The 18568-nt window shown below is 54.7% G+C and carries 15 protein-coding genes; all 15 read left to right on the top strand.

What is annotated here, in order from left to right:
* The first annotated feature begins 7 nt into the window (after positions 1-7).
* Complete coding sequence (gene rseP / locus Q354_RS0118105) at positions 8-1366, top strand: RIP metalloprotease RseP (protein ID WP_027858829.1); 1359 nt, start codon at positions 8-10, stop codon at positions 1364-1366.
* 43 nt (positions 1367-1409) lie between these two features.
* On the top strand, positions 1410-3737 hold the full coding sequence (gene bamA / locus Q354_RS0118100; protein WP_027858828.1) for an outer membrane protein assembly factor BamA: 2328 nt from the start codon (positions 1410-1412) through the stop codon (positions 3735-3737).
* Positions 3738-3746: 9 nt separating this feature from the next.
* The gene (locus tag Q354_RS0118095) at positions 3747-4244 is read left to right on the top strand and encodes an OmpH family outer membrane protein (RefSeq protein WP_027858827.1); all 498 of its coding nucleotides are present in this window, start codon (positions 3747-3749) and stop codon (positions 4242-4244) included.
* Positions 4234-5286, top strand: a complete 1053-nt coding sequence (lpxD, locus tag Q354_RS0118090) for a UDP-3-O-(3-hydroxymyristoyl)glucosamine N-acyltransferase (protein WP_027858826.1) — start codon at positions 4234-4236, stop codon at positions 5284-5286. Before Q354_RS0118095 ends, lpxD begins: the two co-directional genes overlap by 11 nt.
* Positions 5286-5723 carry a 3-hydroxyacyl-ACP dehydratase FabZ gene (gene fabZ, locus Q354_RS0118085; protein WP_027858825.1) on the top strand — a complete coding sequence of 146 codons (438 nt, stop codon included), beginning with the start codon at positions 5286-5288 and terminating at the stop codon, positions 5721-5723. The genes lpxD and fabZ overlap by 1 nt, the downstream gene beginning before the upstream one ends.
* A 2-nt stretch (positions 5724-5725) precedes the next feature.
* The gene (gene lpxA / locus Q354_RS0118080; protein ID WP_027858824.1) at positions 5726-6496 is read left to right on the top strand and encodes an acyl-ACP--UDP-N-acetylglucosamine O-acyltransferase; all 771 of its coding nucleotides are present in this window, start codon (positions 5726-5728) and stop codon (positions 6494-6496) included.
* Positions 6497-6507: 11 nt separating this feature from the next.
* Entirely contained in the window at positions 6508-7668 is a 1161-nt protein-coding gene (gene lpxB / locus Q354_RS0118075) for a lipid-A-disaccharide synthase (RefSeq protein ID WP_027858823.1), read from the top strand.
* Positions 7668-8264, top strand: coding sequence for a ribonuclease HII (rnhB, locus tag Q354_RS0118070; protein WP_036230593.1), 597 nt, complete (start codon positions 7668-7670; stop codon positions 8262-8264). The genes lpxB and rnhB overlap by 1 nt, the downstream gene beginning before the upstream one ends.
* Positions 8265-8276: 12 nt before the next feature.
* Positions 8277-11771 carry a DNA polymerase III subunit alpha gene (dnaE, locus tag Q354_RS0118065; RefSeq protein WP_027858821.1) on the top strand — a complete coding sequence of 1165 codons (3495 nt, stop codon included), beginning with the start codon at positions 8277-8279 and terminating at the stop codon, positions 11769-11771.
* A gap of 88 nt (positions 11772-11859) precedes the next feature.
* A complete protein-coding gene (accA, locus tag Q354_RS0118060) occupies positions 11860-12822 on the top strand; it encodes an acetyl-CoA carboxylase carboxyl transferase subunit alpha (RefSeq protein WP_027858820.1) in 963 nt (320 codons plus the stop codon).
* Positions 12823-12847: 25 nt separating this feature from the next.
* Positions 12848-14140 carry a tRNA lysidine(34) synthetase TilS gene (gene tilS / locus Q354_RS0118055; RefSeq protein WP_051560308.1) on the top strand — a complete coding sequence of 431 codons (1293 nt, stop codon included), beginning with the start codon at positions 12848-12850 and terminating at the stop codon, positions 14138-14140.
* A gap of 69 nt (positions 14141-14209) precedes the next feature.
* Positions 14210-15841, top strand: coding sequence for a CTP synthase (locus Q354_RS0118050; RefSeq protein ID WP_027858818.1), 1632 nt, complete (start codon positions 14210-14212; stop codon positions 15839-15841).
* A 33-nt stretch (positions 15842-15874) separates the two neighbouring features.
* Entirely contained in the window at positions 15875-17170 is a 1296-nt protein-coding gene (eno, locus tag Q354_RS0118045) for a phosphopyruvate hydratase (RefSeq protein WP_027858817.1), read from the top strand.
* A 62-nt stretch (positions 17171-17232) separates the two neighbouring features.
* Positions 17233-17520, top strand: a complete 288-nt coding sequence (gene ftsB / locus Q354_RS0118040) for a cell division protein FtsB (RefSeq protein WP_027858816.1) — start codon at positions 17233-17235, stop codon at positions 17518-17520.
* A 6-nt stretch (positions 17521-17526) separates the two neighbouring features.
* Positions 17527-18555: a tRNA pseudouridine(13) synthase TruD gene (truD, locus tag Q354_RS0118035; RefSeq protein ID WP_027858815.1), complete on the top strand. Its 1029-nt coding sequence runs from the start codon at positions 17527-17529 to the stop codon at positions 18553-18555.
* Positions 18556-18568: the final 13 nt, after the last annotated feature.

Raw genomic sequence — 18568 nt, 5'->3', positions numbered from 1 at the left:
CTTTTCTATGGCCTTACTCCATACCATCCTGGCGACGCTTGTAACTCTGGGAGTTCTGGTAACTATCCATGAGTGGGGGCACTTTTATGTTGCCCGCCGGTGTGGGGTTAAGGTTCTTCGCTTCTCTGTCGGCTTCGGTAAGCCGCTCTATTGCTGGACCAGTCAACGCAGTGGTACCGAATATGCCCTGGCGGCGATACCGCTGGGGGGCTACGTGCGCATGCTGGATGAGCGTGAGGGTGATGTTGAGCCTCACGAACGTGACCAGGCTTTCAATAATAAGTCCGTCTGGCAGCGTATTGCGATTGTCGTCGCCGGGCCTGCCGTTAACCTGATCTTCGCTGTCTTCGCCTATTGGGTGATGTTTGTCAGCGGTGTAACCGTTTCTGTACCGCTTGTCGGGGCCGTTGCGCCGGCCTCTCTGGCCGAGCAGGCGGGTGTCGAGCCGCGGGGTGAAATTATTCGCCTGGATGGGCGACTGACCGCTTCCTGGGAGGATGTGAACCTCCGTCTGGCTTCGCGGATTGGTGATGAAGGATTTCTCTCCGTTCTGGTGCGCTATCCGGACAGCAGTCTGCCCCAGGAACACCGCGTTAAGCTGGATGGCTGGGCACCGGATCTGGAAACTGAGTCACCGATTGCGGCCTTTGGTCTGACCCCTGAGCGCCCTCAGATCCCGCCGGTCATTGGTCACCTGGTGCCTGAAGGTGCGGCTGAGAAGGCCGGCCTGCAAAGCGGGGACCTGATACTGTCTATCAACGCTGAACCTATTGCTGACTGGCGGCTTCTGGTTGAAAGAATCCAGCAAAGCCCGGGTGCTAACCTTGTGGTTGGTATCGAACGCGATAGCGAGCAGATTCAGCTTCAGTTGATCCCTGCTGAGAAGACGCTGCCGGATGGCCGTCTCATTGGCTATGTCGGAGCCGGAGTCCAGGCCTTTCAGATGCCGGATCATATGGTGCGACAGATCAGCTACGGTGTAGTCGAAGCTATCTCAGTAGCATTTGCGAAAACCTGGCAGATGATCACTCTGACCCTGGAATCGATCTGGAAAATGATTGAAGGGGTTATCTCGGTAAAAAACTTGAGTGGCCCTATAACCATTGCTAAAGTGGCCGGGGCCTCGGCGGCCTCTGGGTTTGAGGACTTTGTCAGCTTTCTGGCCTATCTCAGCATCAGTCTGGGAATTCTCAACCTGCTGCCCATTCCGATGCTGGACGGTGGCCACCTGCTCTACTATCTGGTTGAGGTCGTGCGTGGTAAGCCTGTGACCGAACAGGTGCAGATGATCGGTCTGCGGATTGGCATGACACTGCTGCTCACCCTGATGACAGTCGCCATCTTTAATGATGTGATGCGACTCTGAATAGGCCGAAAGGCTTCGTGAAAGGATAACAGAAGACGTATTCATGAAACGTGGACTTGGATTTCTCGCGGCGCTGCTGTTTGCGCTATGGACTGCTACTGCTCAGGCACTGGTTTCTTTCACGGTTTCCGATATCCGGCTTGAGGGCCTGCAAAGGGTTTCGCCGGGACTGGTATTTCGTAACTTTCCGGTCAATACCGGCGATCATATAACGGATGGTCGTCTGGCCGAGGCTATCCGCAAACTGTTCAAATCCGGTTATTTTGATGATGTCAGTGCTGCCCGCGATGGTGATGTGCTGGTGTTGCAGCTGCGTGAACGGCCGGCCGTTAGTCTGATCCGTCTGGAAGGCAACAGTGTTATCAAAGATGATGACCTGATGAAGGGGCTGGAACAGAGTGGCCTGAAAGAGGGCGAAGTCTTTAAACGCGCGACGTTGGATCGTATCCGTCTGGATCTGGTGCAGATCTATACCAATCAGGGCCGCTACGGTGCTGATGTCAGCACTGAGGTGGAGACGCTGCCCGGCAACCGTGTTGCGGTGAACCTGACCATTGATGAGGGCGACGAAGCCCGCATCCAGCATATCAATATTGTCGGTAACAACGCCTTTTCTGACGAAGAGCTGAAAGAGCTGTTTGAGATGGAATTGCCTGACTTCTGGTCTTTCTATACCAAGTCAGATCGCTATGCGCGGGAAAAACTCGAAGGTGATCTTGAACGCCTGCGTAGTTATTATCTCGATCGTGGTTACGTCAACTTTTCTATCGATTCCCGCCAGGTTTCTATCTCTCCGGATAATAAGAGCATCTTTATTACCATCAATGTAAGCGAAGGTGATCTGCATACGGTACGGGATGTGGATATTGCCGGTGAGATGGTAGTGCCGGAATCCGAACTGGCTGAGCTACTCAGACTGGAAAGCGGAGATATTTACTCGCGTAAAGAACTGAATAAGGGGCGTGATGCGCTGATCAAGCGCATCGGAGACGACGGTTATCTGTTTGCAAATGTCTCACCGGTTCCGGAAGTGCATGATGACAAAACGGTTTCCATCCGCTATTACCTTAACCCGGGTAAGCGGACCTATGTCCGTCGTATCAATATCAAAGGCAATACCCGCACTACCGATGATGTGATTCGCCGCGAGATGCGTCAGATGGAGGCGGCTATCGCCTCCAGCGAGAAGATCGAACAGTCGAAAGTGCGACTGGAAAAAACCGGCTTCTTCGCCGAGGTGAATGTGGAAACCCTGCCGGTGACCGGTACTGAAGACCAGGTCGATCTAACCTACTCGGTGGTGGAGCAGCAATCGGGCTCCCTGGCCGCCAGTGTCGGCTACTCTCAGGGCGACGGCGTTCTGCTGGGGTTCAGCATTGAGCAGGATAATTTCCTGGGTAGCGGCAAGAACATTGGTATCAGTATTACCAGTACGGATTCAACCACTGAATACAGCTTTAAGAGCCGCGACCCGTACTATACGGTCGATGGCGTGAGCCGGGGTTACGAAGTTTACTACCGTAAGCGTGACTTTGACGAAGACGATACCAGTGCCTATTCCACCGATGAGATCGGTGCCGGTATGAACTTTGGCTACCCGATAGATGATTTCCAGCGTCTGAACTTCGGTGCCACGCTGGAGCAGGTGTCGATCAATACCGCGCAGCAGACGCCACAGGAAGTAACTGACTTTCTTGCGAGTGAGGGGGATAACTACCTCAATCTGATCGGTAAGTTCAGCTGGCGTGACAACCACCTGAACCGTGGTCTGTTACCAACCAGGGGCTATTCCCAGAGCACCAGCCTGGAGCTGGCGCTGCCGGGCAGTGACCTGAGCTACTACCGGCTGCAGTACAACCTGAAGGCCTATAAGCCGATCAATGAAGATGAAACCTGGATTGCGACCGGCTGGAGCCGTCTGGGCTATGGTGGTGAGTTTGGTTCTAACCGTTATCCGTTCTATAAGCACTTTTTTGCCGGCGGTATGCGCTCGGTGCGAGGCTTTAAAGCCAATACTCTGGGGCCGAAAGATACTCCCACGGCAGGCAATGAAGCGGAACCTTTCGGTGCCAATCTACTCATAACGGGCGGTCTGGAGCTTATTTTCCCGACTCCGTTTACTGCCGGAAGTGGCAAAGTGCGGACACTGGCATTTATTGATGCCGGTAACGTTTTCAGTACGGATTGTGCGACGGGTTCTACTGGCTGTGATGAAGGGGTAGAGCTGGAAGAGATACGCTACAGTACTGGCCTGGCACTGAGCTGGCTGACGCCGCTGGGACCTCTTTCCTTTGTTTTGGCGACACCGCTTAATGAGAAAGACGGTGACGAAACAGAAAGCTTCCAGTTTACTTTTGGCCGAACTTTCTAAGGAGATATGATGAAATTACTGCGTAATGTGGTTTTACTCTGTGTAACGTTGATGAGTACGCAGGCACTGGCCGAAAAAGTAGCTGTATTGGGTGTGGATCAGGCTGTGCGTGCTTCAAAGGCCGCCGAGGCGTTTCGTAACCAATTACGTAACGAGCTTTCTGCTGAGGAAGCTGAAGTGGCGGGTCTGGAGAAGCAGGCAAAAGCAGCACAGGAAAAACTGGCGAAGAACAAAGGCCTGGTGTCTGACGCTGAGTTTAAAAAGCTGCAGTTACAGTTCCAGAAAGTGTTCGCCCAGTACCAGCGTAAGGGGCAGGCGCTGCAGCAGAAGCGTGCGCAGAAAGAGCAGGCGTTCCTGCTGGAGATGCGCCCTAAGCTGGATAAGGTAATCCGTGGCCTGATCGAGAAAGATGGCTACGATATGATCGTCAACAAACAGGCGACTCTGTTTGCGAAGAAAGAGCTGGATATCACACCTAAAGTGGTTGAGCTGCTGAATGCGCAGTGAGACTTCCTGCGGCGACTACACGCTGGCTGAACTGGCCGGCGTTGTAGGTGCTGATGTGGCAGGTAGCCCTGACTTTCGGGTCAGTGGCATTGCCACGCTTAAAGATGCTACCTCTGATCAGCTTGCGTTTTTTGCCAACAGTCGCTATCTGAGCCAGCTGCATCAAACCTCTGCCGGGGCTGTATTGGTCGCTGAGCAGCACCGGGACGATTGCCCGGTAAATGCACTGGTGGTCGAAGATCCCTATCTGGCCTACGCCAAACTGAGCAGCCTGTTTGCGCCAAGAGATACCGCTGCCCAGGGGATTCATCCCAGTGCAACGGTAGACCCGACGGCGACAATCGATGCTGCTGCGGTGATCGGTGCCAATGTGGTTGTGGGCGCGGATACGGAGATTGCAGCAGGCTGTGTGGTCGGTGCCAACACGGTTATCGCCGAACGCTGTAATGTCGCCGAAGGTACGCATATTAATCCCGGCGTGACGCTTTATGCCGATGTGAAAATCGGTCGTAACTGTATTATCCACAGCGGAGCGGTGATCGGCGCCGATGGCTTCGGCTTCGCCAACGAAAAAGGTCGCTGGGTTAAGATTGCGCAGCTCGGAGGTGTCACCCTTGGTGATGATGTCGAGGTAGGGGCAAATACGACAATCGACCGCGGCGCGCTCAGCGACACCCTGATCGGAAGCGGCGTGAAGCTGGATAACCAGATTCAGATTGCCCATAACGTAGAAATAGGTGATTCCACGGCCATTGCTGGCTGTACCGCCGTGGCAGGAAGCACTAAAATTGGCGACCGCTGTACAATCGCCGGCTGTTCAGGAATTACCGGACATCTGGAGATCGCTTCAGGAACCCATATTACGGCTATGACACTGGTGTCGAAATCGATCACCGGTGCAGGAGCCTATTCTTCAGGAACCACGGCCGAACCGCACAGTTCCTGGAAAAAAAATGTCGTTCGCTTCAGGCAGCTTGATAATCTTGCAAAACGACTGAAAGTTGTCGAAGCTAAACTAGATAAGTTTGAAGGTCATAATTGATGATGGATGTTAAAGAAATCCGGGAATATTTGCCGCATCGCTACCCGTTTTTGCTGGTTGATCGCGTGGTTGAGCTGAATGTAGGGGAATCCATCGTTGCGCTGAAGAATGTCACCGTAAACGAGCCATTCTTCAACGGACACTTCCCTGATCAGCCGGTAATGCCAGGCGTACTCATTGTTGAGGCGATGGCTCAGGCTGCTGGTATTCTCGGTTTCAAAACCATGGATAAAAAACCACAGGACGGTTCCATCTATTACTTCGTAGGTGCGGACAATCTGCGCTTCAAGCGCCCTGTCGTACCTGGTGACCAGCTACGCCTGGAAGCAAAAGTTGTTTCCGAGCGCCGAGGTATCTGGAAGTTCGATGTCGTCGCGTCTGTCGACGGTGAGAAAGCCAGCTCTGCAACCATTTTGTGTGCTGATAGGAAGGTCTGATCTTGATTGACTCCCGCGCCATAGTAGATCCTGCTGCAAAGATTGCTGCCGATGTCGAGATCGGTCCATTCAGCATTATCGGGCCGGATGTCGAAATTGATTCAGGAACGGTAATCGGTCCGCACGCCGTAGTGCGTGGACCGACCCGGATCGGTAAGAATAACCGTATCTTTCAGTTCACCTCAGTCGGCGAAGATTGCCAGGACAAAAAGTATGCTGGTGAACCGACGGAACTGGTTATCGGTGATAATAATGTGATTCGTGAAGGGGTCACTATCCACCGTGGCACCGTTCAGGACAACAGTATTACTATTATTGGCAGCAATAACCTGTTTATGGCAAATGCCCATGTGGCCCATGATTGCGTTATTGGTGACAATATCATCATGGCAAACAATGTCGCGGTTGCCGGGCATGTTCATGTCGGCGACTGGGCGATTCTGGGTGGTTTTACAGCCGTTCATCAGTTCTGTCATATCGGGGCGCACGTGATGTGCGGCGCTGGTTCTGTCGTGCTGAAGGATATTCCGGCTTATGTTATGGCCAACGGTAACAGTGCTCAGCCGCATGGCATCAATAGTGAAGGCCTGAAACGACGCGGCTACAGTGCTGACAGTATTATGGCGATTAAGCGTGCCTACAAGGTGATCTATCGTCAGAAACTGACACTCGAACAGGCGGTGGAGACTCTTCAGGAAATGGCCGTTGATGTGCCGGAACTGGAGCCTATGATCAGCGTCCTGCAAGCTTCCAATCGCGGCATTATCCGCTAGGTGGATCTGCCGTGAAGGCAAAAGTACGAGTTGGTATTGTCGCCGGGGAAGCCTCCGGCGATATTCTTGGCGCAGGCCTGATCAGGGCTCTGCAGCATCGTTATCCCGACACTCAGTTTGAATTTGAAGGCATTGCCGGCGAGCTGATGCAGGCGGCCGGATGTCGTTCGCTCTACCCCCTGGAGCGACTCTCGGTGATGGGGTTGGTCGAGGTGCTTGGCAGGCTGAGAGAGCTGCTGAAGGAACGTCGCCAGCTGACCGATTATTTTCTGGCTGATCCACCGGACCTGTTTGTTGGTATCGACGCACCGGATTTCACGCTGAAGATGGAAGGCTGGCTGAAGCAGGCCGGGATTCCTACGGTACATTATGTCAGTCCGTCAGTCTGGGCCTGGAAGCGTAAGCGTATCTATAAGATCAAGCAGACTACCGACCGGCTGCTGGCGCTGTTTCCCTTTGAAGCCCGTTATTATCAGCCAACAAAGCAGGATGTGGTATTTGTCGGGCATCCGCTGGCGGATCAGATTCCTGAAACCATCAGCTTTGATGGCCTCGAGTCCCAGCTTACACCGCTGCACTCCGAACAGACCACCATCGCGTTGCTGCCCGGTAGCCGCGGAAGTGAGATAAAGTACCTGGCGCGACCGTTTCTGGATACCGCGCGCTGGCTGCAACAGCGTCTGGGGCACATCCGTTTTCTGATGCCGGCGGCAAATGATAAACGCTATCAGCAGTTGAAAGCTTTGATTGATGCCGACTATCAGGATCTGAACATCAGCCTGGTACTGAAGCACTCCCGCGAGGTTATGGCACTGGCGGATGCGATTCTGATCGCTTCCGGTACCGCCACGCTGGAGGCGACGCTGTTGAAAAAGCCGATGGTCGTTGCTTATAAGATGTCCTGCCTGACCTATGCAATTTATTCGCGGATGGTTAAAAGCCCCTATGTGTCGTTGCCGAATCTGTTGGCGGGGGAGGCGCTGGTGCCGGAGATCCTGCAGCAGCAGGTAACTCCCGAAGTGCTCGGGCCCGAAGTACTGCGTTGCCTGGAGGATCATGCCCATCGCCAGCGTCTGGAAGTGGTGTTTGGGCGGATTCACGATGAACTGCGCCAGGGGGCGAGTGACAGGGCAGCGGATGCCGTGATGGGATTACTGGAAAAGGTTAACTGATGGACGCAATAACATTCGACTTCGCGCCACGTCAGAATGTTGCCGGTGTCGATGAGGTCGGACGTGGTCCGCTAATCGGCAGTGTGGTGACGGCTGCGGTGATACTGGATCCGGCCAGGCCTGTTGCGGGCCTGAATGACTCCAAGAAACTCAGCGAAGCAAAGCGAGAGAAGCTGTTTGTTGAGATTCAGGAGAAAGCGCTGGCCTGGTGTATCGCCGAAGCCAGCGCGGCTGAGATCGATGAACTGAATATCCTCAATGCTACTATGCTGGCCATGCAGCGGGCGGTTGCCGGCCTTGCTGTGAAACCCGAGTATGTCTATATAGATGGCAACCGCTGTCCGGTACTGGATTGCCCGGCGGAGGCGGTCATTAAAGGGGACAGTAAAATCCCTGAGATCAGTGCCGCTTCCATTCTGGCCAAGGTCTACCGTGACCGGCAGATGGTCGAGCTGGATAAGAAACATCCGGAATACGGCTTTGCCCGTCACAAAGGCTACCCCACCGCAGCGCATTTCGCTGCCCTGAATGCGCATGGCGTTCTGAATGAGCATCGCCGTAGCTTTCGTCCTGTTAAAGAAATCATTGAATCCTGATCGGTAACCGTTATGGCAGACCCTAACTTCGTTCACCTGCGTGCTCACTCTGAATTCTCCCTGGTTGACGGCCTGATCCGTGTTAAAGGGCTGGTGAATGCAGCCAAACAGGAAGGTATGCCGGCGGTCGGGCTGACCGATGAGGTAAACCTTTTTGCACTGGTTAAGTTCTACAAGGCTGCCGTGGGCGCTGGGGTTAAGCCTATCTGTGGTGTCGACCTGTGGGTTCTGAACGATCAGGATGAGTCCGCGGCGCCAGACCGGCTGACTTTGCTGGTTCGTACCGGCAAGGGCTATCGCAACCTGATGGAGCTGGTTTCGCTGGCATACAGTGACGGCCAGAACTTTATTCCCGGTCGCGCTCTGGTCCGCAAAGAGTGGATCGTTGAGAAGTCCGAAGGACTGATCGCCCTTTCTGGGGCAAAAGCGGGTGAAGTGGGTAGGGCGATACTGGCCGGCAAGGGAGAGCGTGAGGCTCTGGATTTCTGGCGTAGGATCTTTCCTGATGCGTTCTATCTTGAAGTTCAGCGCGCCGGCCGTAAAGGTGATGAAGAGGTGGTGCACGGCAGTGTAGAACTGGCCCGTGAGACCGGCTGCCCGCTGGTCGCGACCAACGATGTGATGTTTATCGAGACCGGGGATTTTGAAGCCCATGAGGCCCGGGTCTGTATCAACCAGAGTGTGACGCTGGAAGATCCTAACCGTCCGCATGATTACAGTGATGAGCAGTATTTTCGTTCTGCCGAAGAGATGGCGGAACTGTTCAGGGATATCCCCAGTGCCCTGCATAACAGCGTCGAGATCGCCAAACGCTGCAATATAGATATCGAGCTGGGCACCTACTACCTGCCGAAATACCCGATCCCGGAAGGGATGCTGATGGATGACTACTTCCGCAAAGTCTCGTTTGATGGCCTGGAGGAGCGTCTTGAAATCCTGCTGGACAGGGATGATCCTGATTACGAGGCCAAGCGGAAGCCTTATATCGAACGTCTTGAGTTCGAGCTGGATATCATTATCCAGATGGGTTTCCCGGGGTACTTCCTGATCGTAATGGACTTCATCAAGTGGGGTAAGGAAAACGGCGTCCCGGTCGGGCCGGGGCGAGGCTCCGGTGCCGGTTCCCTGGTGGCCTACGCACAGAAGATTACCGATCTTGATCCGCTCGAGTATGATCTGCTGTTCGAACGATTCCTTAACCCGGAACGTGTCTCCATGCCCGACTTCGATATCGACTTCTGCATGGATAACCGCGACAAGGTTATCGACTACGTAGCCCGCACTTATGGCCGTGATGCGGTATCCCAGATCGTCACCTTCGGTACCATGGCCGCTAAGGCAGTGGTGCGCGACGTCGCCCGAGTGCAGGGTAAGCCCTTTGGTCTCGGTGACAAGCTGTCCAAGTCGATCCCGTTTGAAGTCGGGATCACCCTGAAAAAAGCCTGGGAGCAGGAAGAGCTGCTGCGTGACTTCGTCAATAACAGCGAAGAAGCCCAGGAGATCATGGAGATGGCTTACAAGCTGGAGGGGATCACCCGAGGCGTAGGTAAGCATGCCGGTGGTGTGGTAATCGCCCCCACCAAGCTGACCGACTTTGCCGCCACTTACTGTGATGAGGAAGGCAATGGTCTGGTGACCCAGTTCGATAAGAACGATGTGGAGGAGGCCGGGCTGGTTAAGTTCGACTTCCTGGGGCTGCGAACCCTGACCATCATTGACTGGGCGCTGGATACCATCAATAAGGTCCGCGCCAAAGAGGGTGAGGAGCCACTCGATATTGCCCTGATCGACCTGGAGGATCCGAAAACCTTCGATCTTCTGCAGTCGGCCGAGACGACCGCGGTATTCCAGCTGGAATCCAACGGTATGAAAGACCTGGTTCGACGCCTGTTGCCATCGCGTTTTGAGGATATCGTCGCCCTGGTGGCCCTGTTCCGTCCAGGGCCGCTGCAGTCGGGCATGGTGGATGACTTTATTAACCGTAAGCATGGTCGGGCGGAGATGGCCTGGCCTCACCCGGATTACCAGCTCGACAGTCTGCAACCGGTACTGGAGCCAACCTACGGCATCATCCTGTATCAGGAGCAGGTAATGCAGATCGCCCAGGTGATGGCGGGTTATACCCTGGGCGGTGCTGATATGCTGCGTCGTGCGATGGGTAAGAAAAAGCCTGAAGAGATGGCGAAGCAGCGAGTGGGCTTCCTCGAGGGAAGTGAGCAGAACGGTATCGACCGTGATCTTGCAGGTAATATCTTTGACCTGGTGGAAAAGTTCGCCGGATACGGCTTTAACAAATCCCACTCCGCCGCCTATGCCCTGGTTTCCTACCAGACCGCCTGGCTGAAAGCCCATTATCCTGCACCGTTCATGGCTGCGGTAATGTCCTCTGATATGCAGACCACCGAAAAAGTGGTGATCTTCATTGAGGAGTGCCGCAATATGGGGCACGCTCCGTTGCCACCGGATGTGAACAGTGGCGAATACATGTTCACCGTCAACGATGAGGGGCATATCGTCTATGGCCTGGGGGCGATCAAAGGGGTCGGAGAAGGGCCGATCGATGCCATCGTGCAGGCGCGCCAGGATGGTGATGGCGATTTCAAGGATATCTTCGATTTCTGTGCGCGGGTGGGGAGTAAAAAACTCAATAAGCGGGTGCTGGAAGCGCTGGTACGTTCCGGGGCACTGGATAATCTTGGTCCGAGCCGGGCGATTCTGTTTGAGGCGATACCTGATGCGCTGAAGGCTGCCGATCAGTCTGAGCGCAATCAGGACGCCGGGATGTTCGACCTGTTTGGCGAGGTCGAGTCCGATGCCGGCGGTGATCCCTATGCCGATTATGCCCGCCGGGTGAGGGAGTGGACCGATAAAGAGCGTCTGGGCGGTGAAAAGGACACGCTGGGACTCTATCTTACCGGTCATCCGATCGATGAGTATGAGGCCGAACTGCGTAACTTCATCAGCAAGAAGATTGTCGAAATCCAGCCGATGCGTGGCAGTACCCAGAAGATGGCCGGGCTGGTAGTCGATATGCGCCTGAAAAAGACCAAGAAGGGCGATAACCTCTGCTTTGTCACGCTGGACGACCGCAGTGCCCGTATCGATGTCACTTTGTTTGGCGACACCTTTGATCAGGCCCGTAACCTGATCGATAAGGATCAGGTGATCGTGGTTGAAGGCGAGGTGCAGGAAGACCATTTTTCTGGGGGGCTTAAGGTGCGTGGCAATAAAGTGCTCAATATCGCCCAGGCCCGGGCTCAGTATGCCACCTGTATTGAGATCAGCTGTGATCGTTCGCAGCTGGCCGGACGTCGCATTACCGAACTGTCTGATCTGCTGCGCCAGTATCACGGTGATGGGACCCTGCCGATTCAGCTTCGATACCGTCGCGAAGATGCGCTTGCTTCGCTGCAGCTGGCGCCGGAGTGGGCTGTACAGGCGAATGATGATCTGCTGCTGGCGCTGATGGATCGCTTTGGTGGTAACGCCGTGCGTATGCGTTACTGATTGACTGGTTATCAGTTCTCCAAGCGGGTACACTTGGTGCCAATTTTTTACCCGATTTCTGTATCGTATTTTTTAAGAACGAGTACTCATGAATCCGAACTACCTGGATTTTGAACAGCCTATCGCTGAGCTGCAGGCCAAAATTGAGGAACTGCGGCTGGTTGGCGATGATGCTGAGCTGAATATCTCCGACGAGCTGGAAAAGCTTGAGGAAAAAAGTCGCACTCTGACCGAGTCTATCTTCTCCGATCTGACGGCATGGCAAGTGTCCCAGCTGGCCCGTCATCCTCAGCGTCCTTATACGCTGGATTACATCGAGCACATCTTTGATGAGTTTGATGAAATGCACGGTGACCGCCACTTCGCAGATGATCCTGCGATTGTCGGTGGTACAGCGCGCCTGGATGGCAAGCCGGTCATGATTATCGGCCACCAGAAGGGACGCGAGACCAAAGAGAAGGTGCGTCGCAATTTTGGTATGCCAAAGCCGGAAGGTTACCGTAAGGCTCTGCGCCTGATGGAAACGGCTGAGCGCTTCAAGCTGCCGGTGTTTACCTTTATCGATACGCCGGGGGCTTATCCGGGTATCGACGCAGAAGAGCGTGGTCAGTCAGAAGCGATCGCCTACAACTTGCTGAAGATGTCTCGCCTGAATACGCCTATCATCTCTACCGTCATCGGTGAAGGTGGTTCCGGTGGCGCACTGGCGATCGGTGTCTGCGATGAACTGATGATGTTGCAGTACGGTACCTACTCCGTAATTTCACCGGAAGGCTGTGCCTCAATCCTGTGGAAGAGTGCCGAGCGGGCTTCTGATGCTGCTAAGGCGATGGGTATCACGTCTGACCGTCTCAATGAGCTGGGCCTGGTCGATCAAATCGTCAGCGAGCCACTGGGCGGCGCACACCGCGATCAGGGCCTGATGGCAGCTAACCTGAAGAAGCATCTGGTGGATTCACTGGATAAACTTCAGGGTATGACCTCCGAAGAACTGCTTGAGCGCCGTTACGAGCGCCTGATGTCTTACGGCCTGGGTGGCGAAGAGCAGTAATCCACATTGCTCCGGAGACGCTGGGGTGCTGGCTCGATTTGCCGCAGCCCTGGCGCCGGAGACAAAGATCCGCCGCTGGGTAATTGCTCACAGCGGTGGTCTTGATTCACAAGTGCTGCTGCATCTGGCAGCGCAGCTTCTACCTGCTGATCGATTACTGGTGCTTCATATTAATCACCAGTTGCAGGTCGATGCCGGTCAGTGGCAGGCATTTTCAGACAGTCAGGCCCGTTTGCTTGGTCTGTCGTTTCGCTGTATCCGGGTTTGTCCGGAGTCCAATTCGGAACAGGCCGCGCGGAATGCCCGCTATGGCGCGTTTGAGGCGTTGCTACAGTCCGGAGACTGCCTGTTGCTGGGGCAGCATGCGGATGATCAGGCCGAGACACTGTTGTATCGCCTGTTGCGCGGTGCCGGATTGCATGGCCTGGGGGCGATGCCGGTTCGGCGACAGCTTGGCCGGGGTGTTCTGCTCAGGCCGTTGCTGGATTGCAGTCGTCAGCAGTTGGAAAGCTGGGCGCAGGCGCAGCATCTGGACTGGGTCGATGACCCGAGCAATCAACAGAATGACTATGATCGTAACTATTTGCGGCATGAGATTATTCCCCGGCTGAAGCAGCGCTGGCCCGGATTGGCACAGCAGTGGGGCGAAACGGCGACCCGGCTGCAGCATAGTGATCAGCTGCTGAACCGTTATCTGGACGCTGAGCTTGAGTCGCTGACCGGATCTTTCGACGAGTTGCGCCTGGAGGCTATCGGGGCCTTTGATGAGATCAGGCGTTCGCATCTGCTGCGGCGCTGGGTGCAAATCAGGGCCGGTCTGCTGCTGAACGCTGAACAGTTGCAGCAGATCGCAGCGACAGTGATTGCCGCCCGAGAGGATGCCCAGCCATTGTTTCAGCTGCCCGGCTGGCGTCTGCGTCGCTTTCGTAATGGGCTCTATCTGGTGCCGGCCGAAACAGGGCTTGAGGTGGCTGAAACGCTGCCGGAGCTTGAACCCGGAGAGTTGCCCCTGGCGGATGGTATCCTGTCTATCGAACGGGGTGATTCAGGCCTGAAGACCCTGGATGGGGTCCGGCTTGTACGTCGAAAAGGTGGCGAGCGTTGTCGTCCCTGTGGACGCGGCGGCAGTTGCAGTGTGAAAAAATTGATGCAGGAACATCATGTTCCTCCCTGGTTGCGGCAGCGCTGGCCCCTATTGATGGCGGGGGATGAAGTGGTCGCAGTACCGGGTATTACCGTATGTGAAAACTGGCAGGGTGAAAAAGGCCGATCATTCGTCCTATCTTGGCGCGCCTTTGCGTTGTCTGAGAGAGGCTGATTTGCTATCCTGTAGCGCCATCTTGATTTGAAATTCCCTCGCTTTTAACCACGATCAAACAGGTTCCGCATGACGCGTTATATCTTCGTCACTGGTGGTGTCGTGTCCTCTTTGGGCAAAGGCATCGCATCTGCTTCACTTGCTGCCATTTTGGAAGCACGAGGCTTAAAAGTCACCATGCTGAAATTGGACCCGTACATTAATGTCGATCCGGGTACCATGAGTCCTTTCCAGCACGGTGAAGTATTTGTTACCGAAGACGGTGCGGAGACTGACCTGGATTTAGGTCACTACGAGCGCTTTATTCGTACAACTATGACCAAACGTAATAACTTTACGTCTGGTCGTGTATACCAGCATGTGCTGCGTAAAGAGCGTCGTGGAGATTATCTCGGCGGTACAGTGCAGGTTATTCCCCATATTACCGACGAAATTAAGCGTCGCGTGATTGAAGGTGCCGGTGATGCCGACGTGGCGCTGGTTGAGATCGGCGGTACTGTAGGTGATATCGAATCCCAGCCGTTTCTGGAAGCGGTCCGTCAGATGAAGGCCGAGCTGGGCTTCTCCCGTGCCATGTTTATGCACCTGACTCTGGTGCCATATATTGCAACGGCCGGTGAAACCAAGACCAAGCCATCCCAGCACTCGGTTAAAGAGTTGCGCTCTATCGGTATCCAGCCGGATATCCTGGTGTGCCGCTCCGAGCGTCCGCTGCCAGATTCTTCCCGTCGTAAGCTGTCTCTGTTTACCAACGTGGAAGAGCGTGCCGTTATCTCCCTGCCGGATGCCGACACTATCTACAATATTCCGGAGATGCTGGCCGAACAGCACCTGGATGATATCGTTGTAGAGCGCTTCCATCTGGATGCGCAGCCTGCTGATCTGGGTGAATGGATCCGGGTGGCAGATGCGCACCTGAACCCTGAAGGCGAAGTGAAGATCGCCATGGTGGGTAAGTACATGGAGTTGCTGGATGCCTACAAATCCCTGATCGAGGCGATCTCCCACGCAGGTATCGCCCTCAAGCATAAAGTACGCATTGAGTATATCGATTCCGAGCGGGTTGAACGCGAAGGCGTTGAGATTCTGGCAGATGCCAGCGCGATTCTGGTACCAGGTGGTTTTGGCGAGCGCGGCGTGGAAGGTAAGATTAAAGCCGTACAGTACGCACGTGAGAACAGGGTGCCTTACCTGGGTATCTGCCTGGGTATGCAGGTCGCGGTTATTGAGTATGCGCGCAACGTAGCCGGCATTGCCGGTGCGACCTCCTCGGAATTTGATGAGAAAGCGGAGCATCCGGTTATCGGTCTGATTACCGAATGGACAACGGAAGAGGGCGATGTCGAGCAGCGCGGCTCCCAGGATGACCTGGGTGGTACTATGCGTCTGGGCGCTCAGATCTGCCATCTGGCGGAAGGTTCTGTATCTGCTGAGAGCTACGGTGCGACAGAGATCAAGGAACGTCACCGTCACCGTTATGAAGTGAATAATAACTACGTAAAACAGTTGGAGGAAGCCGGTCTCCGTATCGCGGGTCGTTCCGTCGATGGAGAGCTGGTGGAAGTTGTTGAAGTGGCAGACCATCCGTGGTTTGTGGCTTGTCAGTTCCACCCTGAGTTTACCTCTACGCCACGCGATGGACATGGCCTGTTCACAGGCTTCATCAAGGCCGCACTGGCTCAACAGGCCAAGCAGCAGTAAAGATTAGAGATCATTAACTTCTGGAGTTTATCAATGGCACAGATCGCTGATATTAAAGCGCGTGAAGTACTGGATTCCCGCGGTAACCCAACCGTTGAGGCCGATGTAATTCTGGCTTCCGGTGTAGTCGGTTCTGCCTGCGCCCCGTCCGGCGCATCTACGGGTTCACGTGAAGCGCTGGAACTGCGTGACGGCGACAAGTCCCGTTACCTGGGCAAAGGTGTACAGAAAGCGGTAGCTGCAGTAAATGTAACTATCCGCGAAGCCCTGATCGGTATGGATGCTACCGACCAGCGCGCGCTGGACAACAAAATGCTGGAACTCGACGGTACCGAAAACAAAGAAACCCTGGGTGCGAATGCAATCCTGGCTGTTTCTCTGGCGGCAGCTAAAGCGGCGTCCGTCGAGAAAGGGATTCCTCTGTACGCACACATCGCTGACCTGAACGGTACTGCCGGTCAGTTCTCTCTGCCTGTGCCGATGATGAACATCCTCAACGGTGGTGAGCACGCAGACAACAACGTTGATATTCAGGAATTTATGGTGCAGCCGGTGAACTTCGATAAGTTCTCTGAAGGCCTGCGCTGTGGTGCTGAAATCTTCCATGCCCTGAAAGCGGTTCTGAAGGCGAAAGGCCTGAATACTGCAGTGGGTGATGAGGGTGGTTTCGCACCTAACCTGGCGTCTAACGAAGAAGCGCTGGTGGTGATCAAAGAAGCAATCTCCAATGCGGGCTATGAGCTGGGCAAAGATGTCACCCTGGCGCTGGACTGTGCCGCTTCCGAGTTCTTCAAAGACGGCAAGTACGACCTGTCCGGCGAAGGCAAGGTATTCGATGCGGAAGGTTTCGGAGACTACCTGGCGAACCTGACCGAGAACTACCCGATCGTTTCTATCGAAGACGGTCTGGACGAGTCTGACTGGGATGGCTGGGCTTACCTGACCCGTAAGATCGGTGATAAGGTTCAGCTGGTTGGTGATGACCTGTTCGTTACCAACACCAAGATCCTGGCCCGTGGTATCGAGCAGAGCATCGGTAACTCTATCCTGATCAAGTTCAACCAGATCGGTTCCCTGTCCGAAACACTGGATGCGATCAAGATGGCGAAAGATGCCGGCTTCACTGCCGTGATCTCCCACCGTTCCGGTGAAACTGAAGATACCTTTATTGCCGATCTGGCAGTCGGTACTGCAGCCGGTCAGATCAAGACAGGTTCCCTGTGCCGCTCCGACCGTGTAGCGAAATACAACCGTCTGCTGCGGATCGAAGAAGAGCTGGCAGATAAGGCTGTTTACAACGGTCTGTCCGAGATTAAAGGTCAGGCATAAGCCTGCGCTTTTAGCTTAAAGAAAAGGGGGCTTGTGCCCCCTTTTTTGACGCGAGGTTTTTTGTGTTTCGCTGGTTAATCATCTCTCTGCTGATTATGATTCTTTCGCTGCAATACCGTCTCTGGTTTGGTGAGGCGAATCTGCGTCAGGTTATGCAGCTTCAGCATCAGATTGATCAGCAGCGCGCCGAGAACGATAGCCTCAGTCAGCGTAACCGCCAGCTTGAGGCGGAGGTTAAAGACCTGAAAAGCGGTCTTTCTGCGCTGGAGGAGCGTGCCAGAAGCGAGCTGGGCATGGTGCAGGACGGAGAAACCTATTATCAGCTGGTTGAGCCCGACAACGGGCGGTAAATATTTGTGACATCACTCCCTACCGATTACTCCTATCTATACGGTAAGCCCCTCTCGCGGGCGACAATTCGTACATCTCCTGAAGATTTTTGTGTAACTGAGAAGCTTGGTTTCGAACCCGAAGGCGAGGGCGAGCATGTCTTTCTCTATATCCGTAAGCGTGGTGAAAATACCGACTGGGTCGCACGCCAGCTGGCCAACTTTGCTCAGGTCAGCCCACGTGATGTCAGCTATGCCGGTAAAAAAGATCGCCATGCGGTGACGGAGCAGTGGTTCTGCGTTAAGTTTCCAATGCGCCGCAGCCTGACCTGGAGCCTGTTTGGAGGTGACTCTGTAGAGGTTCTGCAAGCGGTCAGGCATCCACGGAAGCTTCGGCTGGGGACGCTGCAGGGGAACCGCTTTGGCCTGCGGTTACGCAATGTCACTGATCCGGATGATCTGGCAAAACGCCTGGCGATGGTGCGCCAGGGCGTACCGAACTACTTTGGTGAGCAGCGTTTTGGCTTTGATTATGGCAATCTCGACAAAGGGATTGCCCTGATGCGCGGTGAGTTCAAAGAGCGACAGCGGCATAAGAAAGGACTGTATATCTCAGCCGTGCGCTCCTGGCTGTTTAACCAGCTGCTTTCTGCCCGTATCGGGCAGAATATGTGGCAGACGCTGCAGCCTGGTGACGCCATGATGCTGGCAGGTTCACAAAGTTGCTTTGTGGCCGATAACCCTGAAGCAGAGACCGATCGCCTGTTACAGGCAGATATCCATCTGACCGGGCCGATGTGGGGGCGCGGCGAACTGATGTCTCAGGGGCCGTCCCGGGATTGGGAGCTGGCACAGCTGTCAGACTGGATTGAGATCCGGCAAGGGCTGGAGGCGTTAGGCCTGAAACAGGAGCGCCGCGCCCTGCGACTGATGCCAGTGGATCTGCAGGCAACAGCGGAGTCGGATGATACCTGGTGGCTGGAATTTGACCTGCCATCCGGTGCGTTTGCAACCAGTGTGTTGCGGGAAATTGCGTTGATAGAGTCCGCATCGTAACAAGGTATATTTA

The organism is Marinobacterium jannaschii DSM 6295, from assembly GCF_000620085.1.
Classification (GTDB): Bacteria; Pseudomonadota; Gammaproteobacteria; order Pseudomonadales; family Balneatricaceae; genus Pontibacterium; species Pontibacterium jannaschii.
This window is presented reverse-complemented; position numbering and strand designations above follow the sequence as displayed.